Here is a 14,413-nt window from a genome sequence, read left to right as displayed (position 1 = left end):
CGCCTCGTCCGTGACTACGAGCGCCTCCCCGAAACCCTCGCGGGCCTGCATCTCGTCGCCTTCGCCTGCCTCATGCTCAAGAACCTCCTCAACCTGGAGCAGGTCCACAACAGCCTCTAGGCCCCGCAGCCCTGGCCCGATGAACACGGCGGTGCGCCGGGCGCGGGTTCGGCGGGGCTGGATGGCTGCCGGTTGTTCTTCGGTGTTCTGACGTTGGCCAGGGGGCGCCGCCCCCTGGACCCCCGCCGGGGGGTTACGAACTCCCCGGACCCCGCGTTGAGTGCCTCCGGCGGGGGCGGGATGGCCGACGTCGTCCGAGTGGACCGCCCTGTCCGAGCCCGCCCCCGCCGGAGGCACTCATGAGGTCGAGGAGCCTAAGCTCCTCGCGGGGGCTCCAAGGGGGCAGAGCCCCCTTGTCCTCGGCCTGAACACCAAGGACCACCCGACAGCCACCCAGCCCCGCCAAACTGGCGTCCGGAGTGCCGACGGTGATCCGTCAGGGCCGCCAGGGCAGGGTGCCGGGCGGCAGGCGGCGGCCGGCGAGGGTGGCGAGGGCCATCAGGGCGGCGACCAGCAGCAGGGCGACCAGGGACACGGCGGCGGCCTGGGGGCCTTCGCCGCCGTCCTGGAGGTTGAACACCAGCACGCCCAGGGTCTGCGTGCCCGGGCCGTGCAGCAGGGAGGAGATCATCACCTCGTTCACCGCCAGCAGCGCCACCAGGATGCCGCCCGCGGCCAGGGCAGGGGCCAGCAGCGGCAGCTGCACCGCCCGCAGGCGCAGCGCGGCACCGGCGCCCATGCCGCGCGCGGCGGCATCCAGCATCGGGTCCAGCCGGGCGGCGGCCGCGGCCACGGGGCGCAGGGCCAGCGCCTGGAAGCGCGCGAGGTAGGCGAACAGGATCAGCGCCAGCGAGCCGTAGAACCAGGCCCCGCCCGGCACGGACAGCGCCAGCAGCAGCGCCGCCACGCCGGTGCAGGTGCCGGGCAGGGCATAGGACAGGTCGGCGCTGGCCGCCCCCCAGCGCACGCTGCGCTGCCGCAGCGCGAGCGCGATGGGCAGGGAAGCGAGGCACAGGATCACCGCTGCCCCCGCCGCCAGCCCCAGCGAGTTGCGCAGCGCCGCCAGGGTTTGCGAGCCGGGGGCGAAGGCAGCACTCCAGTGCCGCAGCGTGGCGGTGGTGGCGGACACCGGCACCCCCAGCGCCGGCACCACGGAGGAGGCGAGCAGCGCCGCCGCCGGCACCGCCAGCACGGTGAAGAGCCCCGCCCACAGTAGCGCGGCGCCCCAGCGCGCGCCGCGCCCCGCCGGCAGCGGCATGAAGGGACGGCCGGAGCCGCCGCCGGTCCCGCGCCCGGCCCAATGCTGCGCCAGCAGCCCCGGTGCCGCCAGCGCGGCCAGCAGCAGTGACAGCGCCGCGGCCTGGGCCAGCGCCGCCGTGCCGGTGCCGGACAGGCGCTGGAAGATCAGCACGGGCAGGGTCTGGAAGCGTCCGGGGATGCCCAGCAGGGCGGCCACGCCGAAATTGCCCAGCGCCGCCACCCAGGCCAGCCCCGCCCCGGCCAGCAGCCCCGGCAGCAGCAGCGGCCACACCACCTGCCGCAGCGCGTAGCCGGGCCGGGCGCCCATGCCGCGCGCGGCGGTCAGCACCTCGCCGGGGATGCGGCGCAGCACCGCGGCCAGCGACAGCAGCACCAGCGGCGCCCCTTGCAGCCCCAGCAGCGCGATGATGCCGCCGGGGCCGTAGAGCGGGTTGGGCGTGCCCAGCGGCGGCGCCACCCCCAGGGCCAGCAGCAGCGGCGAGGACGGGCCCGCGGCCTGCGCGAAGGCCAGCGCCAGCACCTGCGGCGGCACCAGCACGGGCAGGATCGAGAGAAACAGTAGGCTGCGCCGGGCCGGGGTGTCGCGCAGCAGCAGCAGGGCGCAGAGCGCCGTGCCCAGGGCCACGGCCAGCAGCGTGGCCCCGGCCGCCACGGTCAGGGTGCGCCCCGTGGCCCGCCACACGGAGGCGTCGCCCGGCAACTGGGCGAGCACGGGCGCGGAGGCCTCGAGCAGGAGGCGCAGCAGCGGCGCGGCGCCGACCAGCAGCAGCCAGCCCAGTGCAAGGAGGGCACCCCCGGGCAGCCGCCCGGGGAAGCGGGCGCTACTGGCCGACGAGAGCGTTGAAACGACGGAGGTTCTCCTCGCCTTCCCGGGCGGCGCGGGCGGCGTCCAGCGGCAGGAGGCGGATCGAGTTGGCGTCGGGGAAGCCCGGCGGCGGCTGCACCCCGGGATCGGCCGGCAGGAAGCCCTGGCGCGAGGCCAGTTCCTGCCCTTCCCGCGACAACAGGAAGGACACGAAGGCCACCGCGGCGGGGACGTTCTGCGCCGTGCTCAGGATGGCGGCGGGCTCGGTGACGGCGCTGACGCCTTCCTCGGGGAAGACGAACTTCACCGGGGCGCCGCGCGCGGTTTCGCGGATCGCCAGGTAGTCCACCGCGACGCCGTAGGCCCGCTCGCCGGAGGCCACGGCCTGCAGCACCTGGCCGTTGCCGCCGCGCGGCTGCAGCCCGGCCGAGGCCAGCTTGCCCACATAGTCCCAGCCCAGCGCGTTGTTCTGCGCCCAGGCCTGCACGTGCAGCGCCGCGGCGCCCGACACGGTGGGGGAGGGCATGGCGACCAGGTTGCGCGCCTCGGGCCGCAGCAGGTCGGTCCAGCGCGCCGGCACGAAGGGCGCGCGGGTGTTGTAGACGATGCCCGTGGTGATCAGCTTGGTGGCGAAGTAGCGGCGGCGGCTGTCCTGCAGCTCCGCCGGCACCTGGCCCAGCTGCACCTCGGGGCTTTCTCGCAGCCGGCCCTCGGCGCCCAATGCCTCGAAGGTCAGGGCATCGGCCAGCAGCAGCACGTCGGCGCGGGGACGGCCGGCGGCAATCTCGGCCCGCAGCCGGGGCAGGATCTGCCCGGTGCCGCCGCGCAGCCATTCCACCTGCACCCCGGGATGCAGGCGGCGGAAGGCTTCCACCGTTTGCGCCGCGTCGGCTTCCAGCTGGCTGGTGTAGAGCACGAGGTTGCCGGACAGGGCCGACCCGCCGACGGCGGCGGGGCCGGGCTGGCCCGCCGGGCCTTGCGGCGTCTGGGCCCGGGCGGCGGGGGACATGCCCCAGCCCGCGAGGCAGCCCAGGGCACCCAGCATCAGCAGCGCGCGGCGCATGATCTCTCCCACGGAAACACGCGCGGTTGATGAAGCGGGAAGGGCGTCCTGGGAAGGGGGGGAGTGTGAAACCTGCGTGACGGCTCGCCCCGGGGGAGGGGGCGGGCCGGCGCGGGTCAGGGCATTTCCATGAAGTTGGCGCTGGCGCTGGCCCGGGCGATCAGCGCCCGCATCGCCGGGTTGTCCTGGCCATTCTCGGCCGTCAGCGCGTCCATGGGGCAGAAGTATTCGTGCGCCTGGGGCGTCTGGGTGCGCGCGAAGCCGTCGTAGTGGCGCGACTTCAGGCCGTACAGCACGCGGACGTCGCGCACCGGCAGCACCAGCGCTTCCGTCGGCTCGGCCTTGAGCAGGCGCATCAGCTTCCATCGGGGCGTGGGGTCGCCAGGCTGCACGGGGGCCAGCAGCCAGGGAACCGGGCAGACCACCAGCAGCGAGGTGGTGGAGGGCGCGAAGCGGGACCGCTTGTCGAGCAGGTTCTGCAGCGACGAGCAGGCCTCGATGCACAGGATGTCGGCGTAGCCGTCGTTGGGGTCGGGGGAGATGTGCAGCCACAGCCCGTCGGGCAGGGTGCGCAGCCGGTTGCTGCCGGGCAGCTTCAGAAAGGGCTGGTTGGTGGTGGCGAGGTCGCCGGGGCGGCCGCGCATCCAGGTCCCGGGCTGTTTGGGGGTGGGCGTGGTGCCGGGCGGCCGCTGCGGCCAGTTCCGCAGCCGGCGACGGACCAGGTCGTCCAGTGCGACATGGCTCCTGCTGCCGGCCCATTCTGCTTCCGTGGTCAACGCCGGGTCCCCTCTCGAATGCAACCTGCGGAGGAAACGGAAGCCCATCGCAACTACTGCCACAAGGTGGCGCGAAGCATCAACATAACATTCGCGTGAATAAGGCAATCACGTTTCCGTGATATTTGCTGCCCAACAAGTCGATGCAAATAGCGGATGAAATCTATTCTAGCAGAAATCAACGATCTCGGAAGTTTTCTTGTCGTCTCACGTGAAGAGAGCGATTCCGCAAAGAAAAACCCGCCGCGGTGTCCGCGGCGGGCTGAAACGCACCGGAAATGGCGACTCCGGTTCAGCTGCGCTGGGACACCGGAATGAAATCGCGTTGCGCGGCACCCGTATAGACCTGCCGGGGCCGGCCGATGCGCTGCGTCGGGTCCTCGATCATTTCCTTCCACTGGCTGATCCAGCCCACGGTGCGCGCCACCGCGAAGAGCACGGTGAACATGTGGGTCGGGATGCCCATCGCCTTGAGGATGATGCCCGAATAGAAATCGACGTTCGGGTAGAGCTTGCGCTGGATGAAGTAGTCGTCCGACAGCGCGATCCGCTCCATCTCGACGGCCATGTCGAGCAGCGGCTCGTCTTTGATGCCGAGCTCCTGCAGCACCTCGTGGCAGGTGGCCTGCATGATCTTCGCCCGCGGGTCGAAGTTCTTGTACACGCGGTGGCCGAAGCCCATCAGCTTCACGCCCGAGTTCTTGTCCTTCACCTTCTCGATAAAGGCGGGGATGTTCTCGGGGGTGCCGATCTCGCCCAGCATCTTCAGCACCGCCTCGTTGGCGCCGCCATGGGCGGGGCCCCACAGCGCGGCGATGCCGGCGGCGATGCAGGCGAAGGGGTTGGCGCCGGTGGAGCCGGCCAGCCGCACCGTGGAGGTGGAGGCGTTCTGCTCGTGGTCGGCGTGCAGCACCAGGATGCGGTCCATGGCGCGGCTGAGGATCGGGTTGTCCTTGTACTCTTCGGACGGCACGCCGTTGAGCATGTACAGGAAGTTCTGCGCGTAGGTCAGGTCGTTGCGCGGGTACATGAAGGGCTGGCCGATGGAGTACTTGTAGGCCATCGCCGCGATGGTCGGCACCTTGGCGAGGAGGCGGAAGGCCGCGATCTCGCGCTGCTTGGCGTCGTTGATGTCCAGGCTGTCGTGGTAAAAGGCGGACAGGGCGCCGACGACGCCGCACAGGATCGCCATCGGGTGGGCATCGCGGCGGAAGCCGTCGAAGAAGCGACGCAGCTGCTCGTGCACCATGGTGTGCATGGTGATGCCGCGGGTGAACTCTTCCAGCTGCTTGGCGTTCGGCAGCTCGCCGTTCAGCAGCAGGTAGGACACCTCGACGAAGTCGGACTTCTCGGCCAGCTGCTCGATCGGGTAGCCGCGGTACAGCAGCACGCCCTCATCGCCGTCGATATAGGTGATCTTGCTGTCGCAGGCCGCGGTCATGCCGAAGCCGGGGTCGAAGGTGAAAACGCCCAGGTCGGCGTAGAGCTTGCGGATGTCGGCGACGGCCGGGCCGATCGTGCCCTGGACCAGCGGCGCCTTGCTGGTTCGGTTCGTGCCGTCGAGCGTGATGGTGACCGAACTCTGCTCGTCGCTGCTCATCGCGTGCTTCCTCATGCTGGCACCCCCGGGGGGAGAGGCTGCCTTATGGTGCGGTGCGAGATATGCGACCGCCTCGGAGGCTTGTCCATCCGGTGGCGCGCGGCCGGGCCGGGCAGGCTGTTGCGCCGCGAGACGTGAACGGCGTTCGCGGGCGGCGAAGCCGGGCCGGTGTCGGCCCGGGCGGTTCAGCGGCGCGACCAGCCCGCGGGGCGCAGTTCCCGGCTGGCCCAGAGGCCGCGGCCGGCATCATGGGCCGCCCGTTCCTGCTCGGACAGGTCGCCCGAGCCGTCCACCGCCCAGCCGGCGGACACCAGGGCGGCGTTGACCGCCACGCCCCCTGCCTCGCAGGTGCCCAGGGCCCGGCGGAACGCATCGCTGCCGTGCAGGCGGCAGGACACGGCCCGGTCCGCCACCAGCCGGGCCAAGCCCTCGGCGGCGGCGGCGCCGCAGTCCAGCGGGCGGCCGGCGCGGTCGGCGCAGGGCTCGCCGCGGGCCGGGGCGCGCAGCCCTTCCAGGCGCACGACGCGGTTGCCCAGGCGCAGCGTTTCCCCGTCCACCACCCGGACCTCCGCGGCGGCCACCGACCAGGATTGTTCCCGGGGCGCGGAGCCGAACAGGTCGGAGGGCAGGCTGACCGTGGCCAGCAGCAGGCCGAGCACCGCGGCGCCGGCAAGCAGGGTCACGCCGCCCCAGCGGCGGGGTGACTGGGCGGGGCGGAAGATGCGTCGACGCTGCAGCACGGGCACGACCTACCAAAGCAGCGGCGCGCAGGACAAGGCGAGAAACGCAGCGCCGCCGATTGCCGACCCCCTGCACCGGGGAAGAGGGGCGAGGCGCCGGCCGCGCCGGCCCCGGTGGGGCGCCGCTGCCGGTCGGGTGCATTCACCGGTCGGACGCAGGCGCGGGCAGGGCACCCCGGCAGGGTGCCGCTCCGGGCGGGGCCGGACGGCTTGGCTCCCGGCCATCCCGCGGGCCGGCGGCGGATCAGGCCGCGGGTTCGGCCAGGTCGCCGGGAACCAGGAAACGTGCCAGCCGTGCCGCGCCCGGTTCCAGCCGGTTCCAGGGCTCCTCCACGGTGAACTCGGCCAGCGCGCCGGTGGGATAGGCTTCCGCCAGCCGGCGGGAGCCGGTTGCCGCCGCCGGCCCGGCCAGCGCGGTGGCCAGGTCGTGCAGGCCGGGGTTATGCGCCACCAGCAGCAGGCTGCGCACCTCCGTCGGCACGCGGCGCACCGCGTCCAGCAGCGAGGTCCAGGTCGCGAGGTAGAGGTCGTCCGTGGCCTCGATCCGCGGCGCCCCGCCCAGCGGGCCCAACGCTTCCAGCGTTTGCAGCGTGCGGCGGGCGGAGGACACCAGCACCAGCTCCGGCCGCAGCGACAGGTCCCGGAAGGTCGCGGCCAGCAGCGCCGCCGCGCGCTTGCCCCGCGCGTTCAACGGCCGCGCGTGGTCGGACAGGGCGGGATCGTCCCAGGAAGACTTGGCGTGACGCAGCAGCAGCAACTGTCGCATGGCCCGCAGCATGCCACGGCGGGGCGGGGCTGTCGCCCGGGGTGGCGCGCGGTGCTGCCTTCCCCCGGGCAGGGCTCCGAATCGTCGCGGGCCCGCCACGCGGCCCTTGACGCCTGCCCCCCGGATGGCGGAGGCCATGGCCCGGCGGCACCGCCCCCGGCCGGGCCGGGCCGGGCCCGGGCACCCGGCCCGTTCCGCGACGCCGCGCGTTTCGGATCGGCCGGGTCCATCGGGCCGTTGACCGGCCGGCCTGGGGCGCGCGCGGTGCCGCGAAGCACGCAGTGAGGCGGAGCGAGAGATGACACGAACCATGCCGGACCATCGGGGGGCCGTTGCGCCCGTGCTGCGGCGGGGCATGCTCGGCCTGCTGGCGGCGCTGCCCCTGCTGCCGCGGCCGGCCGGCGCCGTGCCGGCGCGCGGCTACAACTGGAAGATCATCCGCGAGGGCAGCCAGATCGGCAGCCACCGCGTCACCTTTTCGGCCGACGGTGCCAGGCGCTCGGCGCGGTCGCAGGTGGAGATCGCCATCCGCCTCGCGGGCTTCACCGTGTTCCGCTACGGGCACGACTACACCGAGACCTGGGAGGGCGACCGGCTCGTGGACTACCGCTCGCATTCCGAGCGGCAGGGACGGGCGGTGGACTGCACCGTGCGGCCGGATGGCGGCGGCCTGCTGGTGGCGGCGACGGCGGGGGCGGCGCGCCTGCCGCGCGACGCGGCGCCGCTGTCCTGGTGGGACCCGGCCGTTCTGTCGCGCCCCGTGTTCGACACCACCACGGGCAAGCTGGTGGAGCCGAAGCCGCTGCACAGCGGCAACGTGTGGCGCTTGCTCGACGCGCCCTTCACCGAGGCGAGCTACGACGCGGCCGGCAACTGGACCGGCTACACCTCGCGCGGCGACGACGGCACGGCCGTGCACTACGAGGCGGCCTGATACCGCCGGGCCCTTATTCTGCGCCGGTGGACCAGCGAGCCGGGGGGAGGCATCCCCCCGGACCCCCTTCTCTTTTCGGGAGTTTGGGGGAGCGCCGGTGGCCGCGGGGGCTCTTTAAATTCCCGAGAAAAGGAGGGGGGCCGGGGGAGTTCACTCCCCCGGCCTTCTCTGCCTCCGGCATGAGGCGCGAACCGCGGCGGGGCGCTCAGCCCGGGGCGGTGTAACGGCGCTCCACCGCGGCGTGGATGGCGGCGCGGGCTTCGGTGAAGGAGGCTTCGCTGTCCTCCACCTGGGCGACCTCGTTGGCCAGTTCCGCGTCCTTCACGCAGTCCTGCATCCAGCGGGAATAGTCGCCCTGGCGCCGGTGGAACTCCCAGGTTTCCTCGTCCACGCCCTCGCCGAGATGCACGAAGAGCGTGAGGTTGTGGGCGCGCAGGTTCAGCTTCGCGTCGGGGCCCCGGAAATAGAAGCTGAGGTCGTCGCGCAGCCGGCCTTCGGCGTATTTGCGCTGGTGACGTCGGCGCGCCCCGACCCCGGGGATCACCGCGACCCGCTGCACCGCACCGTCGCGCGCGTCCAGCAGCAGCGCCTGGCCCTTCTCGATCTCCGGCACCTCGCCGGGGGCGGGCAGGCTGCGGGCGGCGCAGAAACGCGCCAGGGATTCGCCCGGCGCATCGCCCACCACCAGCATCCGGTCCACCCCGTCCAGCACCCGCGGCGACAGGCATTCCGGACGCAGGGTGATGAACAGGATGCCCTTCAACTCGGCCGGCACGGCGGCCCCGCCGGGGTCCCATTCCGCCGGCAGCATGTGGTGCGCCTCGTCCACCACGATGAAATGCGGCCGGCCGATGCGGGCGCGCAGCGCCATCAGCTCCGGCAGCAGCCCGCCCAGAAAGGCTGGGCGGTCGGCCAGCTTCACGCCCAGCAGGTTGACCACCACGTGCCCGTCGGTCTTGCGCAGCAGGTCCACCACGCGGTCGGGCTTGGGCGGCTCCTTGGCTGAGCCTTCCACCACAGCACCTTCCAGCTCCTCGTAGTCGCCCTCGGGGTCGAGGATGCAGCACTGGAAGTCGCGCTCCAGCAGCCGCTCGATCACCCCCAGGGTCAGGGAGGACTTGCCGCCGCCGGAATGGCCGGTGAGCAGCAGGCTTTCCCGCGCCGCGGTGAAGGGGATGGGCTCGCGCCCGTCCTCCGGCATGACCAGCGCCACCTGGGCCCGCGGCGCGTCGCGATCGGCCGCGGCGAGGTCGTCGGCCAGCAACTGGTCGATCAGCTCCGCCACTCCCGCGCCGCGCTCGCCCCGCGTCACCAGCGCGGCGCGTTCCTTCAGCGAGGGAATGGCGTTGGCCACCGCGACGCCCAGCCCGCACATGTCCAGCATGGCCATGTCGTTCTCGGCATCGCCGATGCCCACGCAGTTCAGCGGCGCCAGTTCCAGCGCGTCCAGCGCCGCGCGCAGGCCGGAGGCCTTGGTGACGCCGCCGGGCAGCACCATCACGGCGCCCTTGTTGAAGGTGATCTGGAGCTCCAGCCCGAGCTCGCGGATCGCCTGCAGCACCAGCGTCTCGTTGGGCTCCCAGGTGGCGGTGATCACCCGGCCGACCGAGAGCGGCTCCACCCCCAATTCGCGCAGCCGCGCCGCGAAGCGCTCCGGCGGCGGCGCGGCCAGCGGGCGCTCCTCCTTGGTGCGGGGATCGAAGAGCAGGGCGCCGTTCTCGGCCACCACCAAGTCGAACAGTTCCAGATCCGGCATGTGCCGGCACAGGGAGGGCAACTCCCGCCCGGTCACCAGGATCAGCTTGCGGGCCCTGGCGCGTAGCCGTTCCAGCGCGGCGCGGGTATCCGCATCCACCTCCCCGTGATGGGCGACCGTGCCGTCGAAATCCGTGGCGAGCGCGACGTAGTGCATCGGCCTCCCTTACTCCTTCCCGCGGCCAGCGCCCGTGGCGCTCTCGTGACAAGCGCTGTGCGGAACCCTACGCCGCATAGATGACAGTTCCGTAACCTGGGCGCCCGGCCGGGGTTGCCGCGCGCCGGCTCGTGAAGCCTTCGCCCGCTCGCCTTCCCGCGCGGCAGGCCCAGATATCCCGGCGTGAACGCCATCTCCCCAGCACCCGCCCAGCGGGCTTTTCCCCTCTGGGTGCCCCGGCGCGTGCTGGTGACGCCCTCCGCCCTGGCGCAGCCGCACGGCGCCGCCGCGGTGGAGCGCGCCGCGGCGCTGGGCGCGGAGGTGGTGCGGCTGAAGGCCGACCGGCTCAGCGGCCTGCCCGACACCTATCGCGACGCCAAGACCACGATGGCAGTGGTGATGGCCTCGCCCTCCCGCCGACGGCCGCAGCCGATCCCGCCCTCGGCCGACTGGCGCTTCGACCTGGCCGAGGGCTGCCCGGCGCATTGCCAGTACTGCTACCTCGCGGGCTCGCTGGCCGGGCCGCCGATCATCCGCGCCTATGCCAATATCGAGGACATCCTGGCCGAGCTGCCGCCGCTGCTGGGCCAGGGCAGCGTCACCTCCGCCAATGCCGCGCGGGCCGGGGAGGGCACCACCTTCGAGGCCTCCTGCTACACCGACCCGCTGGGGATCGAGCACATCACCGGATCGCTGGACCGGGCAATCCGCTTCTTCGGCGCGCTGGAACTGCCGGCGGGGCAGGAGGCGCAGCTGCGCTTCACCACCAAGTTCGACGCGGTGGAGCCGCTGCTGGCGCTGCCGCACGAGCGGCGCACGCGCATCCGCTTTTCCGTCAATGCCGCCGGGGCGGAACGCTTCGAGGGTGGCGCACCCCGGATGCCCAGGCGGTTGGCGGCGATGCGGAAGATGGCGCTGGCGGGCTACCGCATCGGGCTGACAGTGGCGCCGATCATCCCTGTGCCGGACTGGCGCGAACAATATGACCGGTTGCTGGCCGATGCGGCCGAGGCCCTGGCCGACATCCCCGATCCCGACCTGACGGTGGAGTTGATCACCCACCGCTTCACCCCCGGATCGCGGGAGGTGCTGCAGGGCTGGTATCCCGGTTCCTCGCTGGACATGGAGGAAGCGAGCCGGACGCGGAAGCTGACCAAGTTCGGGTCGACCAAGTGGGTCTTTCCCCGCCACACCATGGCGGAACTGCGGGCCGCGCTGGAGGACGCCGTGACGCGGCGCCTGCCCGCGGCGCGGGTGCTGTACTGGACCTGAGGGAACAAAGGCCGGCCCGTTCCTGCCCGAGGGTCGGAAACGGGCCGGCCGCGGCGGATCAGATGATCCGCAGGCGACCCAGCAGCCAGCCGATGCCGACGCCGATCAGGATGGAGGTCAGGGGCTGTTCGCGGATGCTGTCGGCCAGCTGGCCCAGCGCGTTCTCGGCCTGGCCCTGGATCTGGTTGGCCTTGCCGCTGGCCTGCAGGTCGGTGTCGCCGGTCAGGCCGCCCACGGCATCCTGCACCTTGCCGCCGAAGTCCCGGGCAGCGCCGGTCACGCGATTCTCGTCCATGGAAGCTCTCCTCGTCATGCCGCCGGCCTGGGAAAGCCGGGGTCCTGCCGAGGGAACGCAGCCAATGGCGGTTGGCTTCGCCATCGCGTGATGACATCGCGGCGGCCGGGAAAGAGTCGTTTTCCCGGGGCCGCCGGCACTTGGCCGGCGGCCCCGGGGGCCGTGCCTCAGCGACCGCCGGCCTTGGCCGGGTCCTTGACGTTGGCGTAGGTGGCGAACTCGGTGTTGAACAGCTCACCGTTCACCCGTTCGACGCGGCGGATATAGATGTTCTGCACGATGTCGCGGGTCTGCGGGTCGATGGAGATCGGGCCGCGCGGGCTTTCCCAGCTCTGGCCCTTCATGGCCTCCACCAGCTTGGTGCCGTCCGTGTCGCCGCCGGTCTTCTCCACCGCCTTGCAGATCAGCGCCAGGCCGTCATAGCCCGACACGCCCATGAAGTTGGCGCGCAGGTTGGCGGTCTGCTTCATGCCCTCCACGAAGCGCTTGTTCAGCGCGCTGTCATGCGAGGCCGAGTAGTGGTGCGCGGTGACGCAGCCCAGCGCCGGGTCGCCCATGGCGTTGAGGATATCGTCGTCCGTCACGTCGCCGGTGCCGATCAGCTTGATGCCGGACTGGTCCAGCCCACGCTCGGCGAACTGCTTCATGAACACCGAGCCGGCGCCGGAGGGCACGAAGATGAACACCGCCTGCGGCGCCGCGTCCTTGGCGCGCTGCAGGAAAGGCGCGAAGTCCGGGTTGGCCAGCGGCACGCGCATCGCCTCGGCGATCTGGCCGCCCTTGGCCTTCAGCCGGTCGGCGAACCACTTCTCGGTGTCCAGGCCGGGGCCGTAGTCGGACACGATGGTGACGACCTTGCGCAGGTTGTTGTCAAAGGCCCAGTCCGCCATGGTCACGGCGGCCTGCGGGATGGCCAGCGCGGTGCGGGCGACGAAGGGCGAGGCCTCGGTGATGGAGGAGGTCGCCGCCGCCGTCACCACCATCGGCACCTTGGCGCGGGTGGCGATGGGGGCCGCGGCCAGGGCCAGCGGCGTCAGGCCGAAGCCCGCCAGCACGGCCACCTTCTCGTTCACCACCAGCTCCTGCGCCAGGCGGCGCGTGGCGTCGGCGACGTTGCCGTCGTCGCGCACCACCAGCTCCACCGTGCGGCCGGCGACGGTGACCCCGTTGTGCTGCAGGTAGAGCCGCATCGCGGCCTCGATCTGCTTGCCCGTGGAGGTGAAGGGGCCGGTCAGCGGCACGATCAGCCCGACCTTGAGCGGGTCCGCCGCCCGGGCGATCCGCACCGGGCCGAGCACCGCCCCGGTCGCCGTGGCGGCGCCGAGGGCCAGCAGGTTGCGCCTGTTCATCGCGTTCTCTCCCGAAATGCGGAATGCGGCCAACGGCCGCCGTTCCGAACAGCGTATCAGAAATTGAGCGACATCGAACCCCGGCGGCATACGAAGCGCCATTCGGCATCCTCGCGCACCAACTGGTCGTCGTAGCGGCCGATCGCGATGCCCGGGTCGGCCTTGGCGGGCAGGGTGCTGCCGCCGGGGGCGGTGAACAGGGTGACGTAGCTGCTGGCGCTGGCGCGGTCCGGCGCTTCGGCCGTCACCACCACGTTGTTCATCAGGTGCCGCGTGACCCGCGCGGGGCGGTCGCGGAAGAAGCGCAGGATGGCGTCCCGCCCCTGCACCGGGCTGTCCGGGGCGGCGGGGCGGGCGAAGGACCCATCCTCCGTGAACAGCGCCGCCACCGCCGCGTAGTCGCCGGCGTCGTTGAGCAGCGCGAAGCGGTGGATCAGCCGCGTGCAGGCCCATTCCACCGCGAAGCGCTCGGCTTCCGTCAAGGCGTCGCTCATCCCCAGGCTCCTGCAGGCACGTAGACCTCGCCGGCCATCAGCTTGCGCGCCGTGCGCAGCAGGGCCGAGCGTTCCACCCGGACGCTACCGCCCTCGGCCGCGACCTCCATTTCCACGGTGAAGAAGCCCGTGGGGTGCTCCACCTCCACCCGCATGGCGCCGGAGGAGCTGTCCATCCTGGCGATGCCCTCGGCCACGCTGCCGGGAATGGCGCAGGCCGTGGCGACGCTGACCGCGCCCAGCACGCCGATCGCCTTGTGCACGCGGTGGGGGATGAAGTTGCGCGTGTTCACCGCCCCGCCGGCCTGCGGCGGCGCGATGAGGCACATCTTCGGCACCGTCTTCTTGGTCACGTCGCCGAGGTTCATCAGCGGCCCCACGGCGAGGCGGATCTTCTCCACCCGCGCCTTCAACTCCGCGTCATTCTCCAGCGCCTCCGGGCTCTCGGTCCCGGTGCGGCCGAGGTCGGAAGCACGCATCAGCACCACGGGCATGCCGTTGTCGATGCAGGTGACCTCCACCCCTTCCACCGTGTCGCGCACGTGGCCCGTGGGCAGCAGCGCGCCGCAGGAGGAGCCGGCGACGTCCAGGAAGTCCAGCGTGACGGGAGCCGCCGTGCCGGGCACGCCGTCGATCCGCGCCTCCCCCTGGTATTCCACGACCCCGCCCGGCGTTTGCACCGTGGCCACCGCCAGGCTGGCGGTGTTGACCATGTGGATGCGCACCTTGGTCGTGCCCTCGGTCGCCGGCACCAGCCCGCGCTCGATCGCGAAGGGGCCGATGCCGGCCAGGATGTTGCCGCAGTTCTGCGACGGGTCCACCCGCGCCTCGTCCACGACGACCTGCAGGAACAGGTAGTCCACGTCCGCGTCGTCGCGGGTGGAGGGCCCGACCACGGCGACCTTGCTGGTCAGCGGATCGGCGCCGCCCATGCCGTCGATCTGCCGCGGGTCGGGCGAGCCCATCGCCGCCAGCAGCACGCGGTCGCGCGCCGTCACGTCGGACGGCAGGTCGCTGGCCAGGAAGTAGAGGCCCTTGGATGTGCCGCCGCGCATGGCGACGCAGGGAACCGCGCGCTGCACCATGA

Annotated in this window: 13 protein-coding genes; 2 read left to right on the top strand and 11 right to left on the bottom strand. The window is 72.3% G+C overall.

The genetic code is table 11. The features are described 5' to 3' along the window. Positions 1-496 precede the first annotated feature (496 nt). The 6 genes from ACLIBK_RS20585 to ACLIBK_RS20560 all read right to left on the bottom strand — a co-directional run bounded on the left by ACLIBK_RS20585 (position 497) and on the right by ACLIBK_RS20560 (position 7,070). On the bottom strand, positions 497-2,032 hold the full coding sequence (locus ACLIBK_RS20585) for an ABC transporter permease (protein WP_415389180.1): 1,536 nt from the start codon (positions 2,030-2,032) through the stop codon (positions 497-499). A gap of 109 nt (positions 2,033-2,141) precedes the next feature. Further along, positions 2,142-3,188, bottom strand: a complete 1,047-nt coding sequence (locus ACLIBK_RS20580) for an ABC transporter substrate-binding protein (protein ID WP_415389179.1) — start codon at positions 3,186-3,188, stop codon at positions 2,142-2,144. Positions 3,189-3,304: 116 nt separating this feature from the next. Then, a complete protein-coding gene (locus tag ACLIBK_RS20575; protein ID WP_415389178.1) occupies positions 3,305-3,964 on the bottom strand; it encodes a hypothetical protein in 660 nt (219 codons plus the stop codon). Positions 3,965-4,256: 292 nt separating this feature from the next. Then, the gene (gene gltA / locus ACLIBK_RS20570; protein WP_415389177.1) at positions 4,257-5,564 is read right to left on the bottom strand and encodes a citrate synthase; all 1,308 of its coding nucleotides are present in this window, start codon (positions 5,562-5,564) and stop codon (positions 4,257-4,259) included. A gap of 185 nt (positions 5,565-5,749) precedes the next feature. Next, a complete protein-coding gene (locus ACLIBK_RS20565; protein ID WP_415389176.1) occupies positions 5,750-6,304 on the bottom strand; it encodes a thermonuclease family protein in 555 nt (184 codons plus the stop codon). A 244-nt stretch (positions 6,305-6,548) separates the two neighbouring features. Beyond that, a complete protein-coding gene (locus ACLIBK_RS20560) occupies positions 6,549-7,070 on the bottom strand; it encodes a SixA phosphatase family protein (protein ID WP_415389175.1) in 522 nt (173 codons plus the stop codon). Positions 7,071-7,380: 310 nt separating this feature from the next. Here ACLIBK_RS20560 and ACLIBK_RS20555 point away from each other — a divergent pair, with 310 nt between their 5' ends. Next, on the top strand, positions 7,381-8,004 hold the full coding sequence (locus ACLIBK_RS20555; RefSeq protein WP_415389174.1) for a DUF6134 family protein: 624 nt from the start codon (positions 7,381-7,383) through the stop codon (positions 8,002-8,004). Positions 8,005-8,209: 205 nt separating this feature from the next. Here the strand turns inward: ACLIBK_RS20555 and ACLIBK_RS20550 are convergent, their stop codons facing one another. After that, complete coding sequence (locus ACLIBK_RS20550; protein WP_415389173.1) at positions 8,210-9,916, bottom strand: HAD-IIB family hydrolase; 1,707 nt, start codon at positions 9,914-9,916, stop codon at positions 8,210-8,212. Between the two features lie 183 nt (positions 9,917-10,099). Here ACLIBK_RS20550 and ACLIBK_RS20545 point away from each other — a divergent pair, with 183 nt between their 5' ends. Next, positions 10,100-11,188, top strand: a complete 1,089-nt coding sequence (locus tag ACLIBK_RS20545) for an SPL family radical SAM protein (protein ID WP_415389172.1) — start codon at positions 10,100-10,102, stop codon at positions 11,186-11,188. A 58-nt stretch (positions 11,189-11,246) separates the two neighbouring features. Here ACLIBK_RS20545 and ACLIBK_RS20540 read toward each other — a convergent pair whose 3' ends face one another. The 4 genes from ACLIBK_RS20540 to ACLIBK_RS20525 form a co-directional block, all read right to left on the bottom strand. Continuing rightward, positions 11,247-11,483, bottom strand: coding sequence for a CsbD family protein (locus ACLIBK_RS20540; protein ID WP_415389171.1), 237 nt, complete (start codon positions 11,481-11,483; stop codon positions 11,247-11,249). Between the two features lie 167 nt (positions 11,484-11,650). Continuing rightward, positions 11,651-12,832 (bottom strand): ABC transporter substrate-binding protein, encoded by a 1,182-nt coding sequence (locus ACLIBK_RS20535; protein WP_415389170.1) that lies wholly within the window; start codon positions 12,830-12,832, stop codon positions 11,651-11,653. Positions 12,833-12,888: 56 nt separating this feature from the next. Beyond that, the gene (locus tag ACLIBK_RS20530; protein ID WP_415389169.1) at positions 12,889-13,326 is read right to left on the bottom strand and encodes a nuclear transport factor 2 family protein; all 438 of its coding nucleotides are present in this window, start codon (positions 13,324-13,326) and stop codon (positions 12,889-12,891) included. After that, positions 13,323-14,411, bottom strand: coding sequence for a 4-oxalomesaconate tautomerase (locus ACLIBK_RS20525; protein WP_415389168.1), 1,089 nt, complete (start codon positions 14,409-14,411; stop codon positions 13,323-13,325). Before ACLIBK_RS20525 ends, ACLIBK_RS20530 begins: the two co-directional genes overlap by 4 nt. Between the last annotated feature and the right edge of the window lie 2 nt (positions 14,412-14,413).

Source organism: Roseomonas sp. BN140053, assembly GCF_047690175.1.
In the GTDB taxonomy this organism is placed as follows: domain Bacteria; phylum Pseudomonadota; class Alphaproteobacteria; order Acetobacterales; family Acetobacteraceae; genus Roseomonas.
Note: the sequence above shows the minus strand (reverse complement) of the source record. Positions and strands in the feature narration are given on the sequence as shown.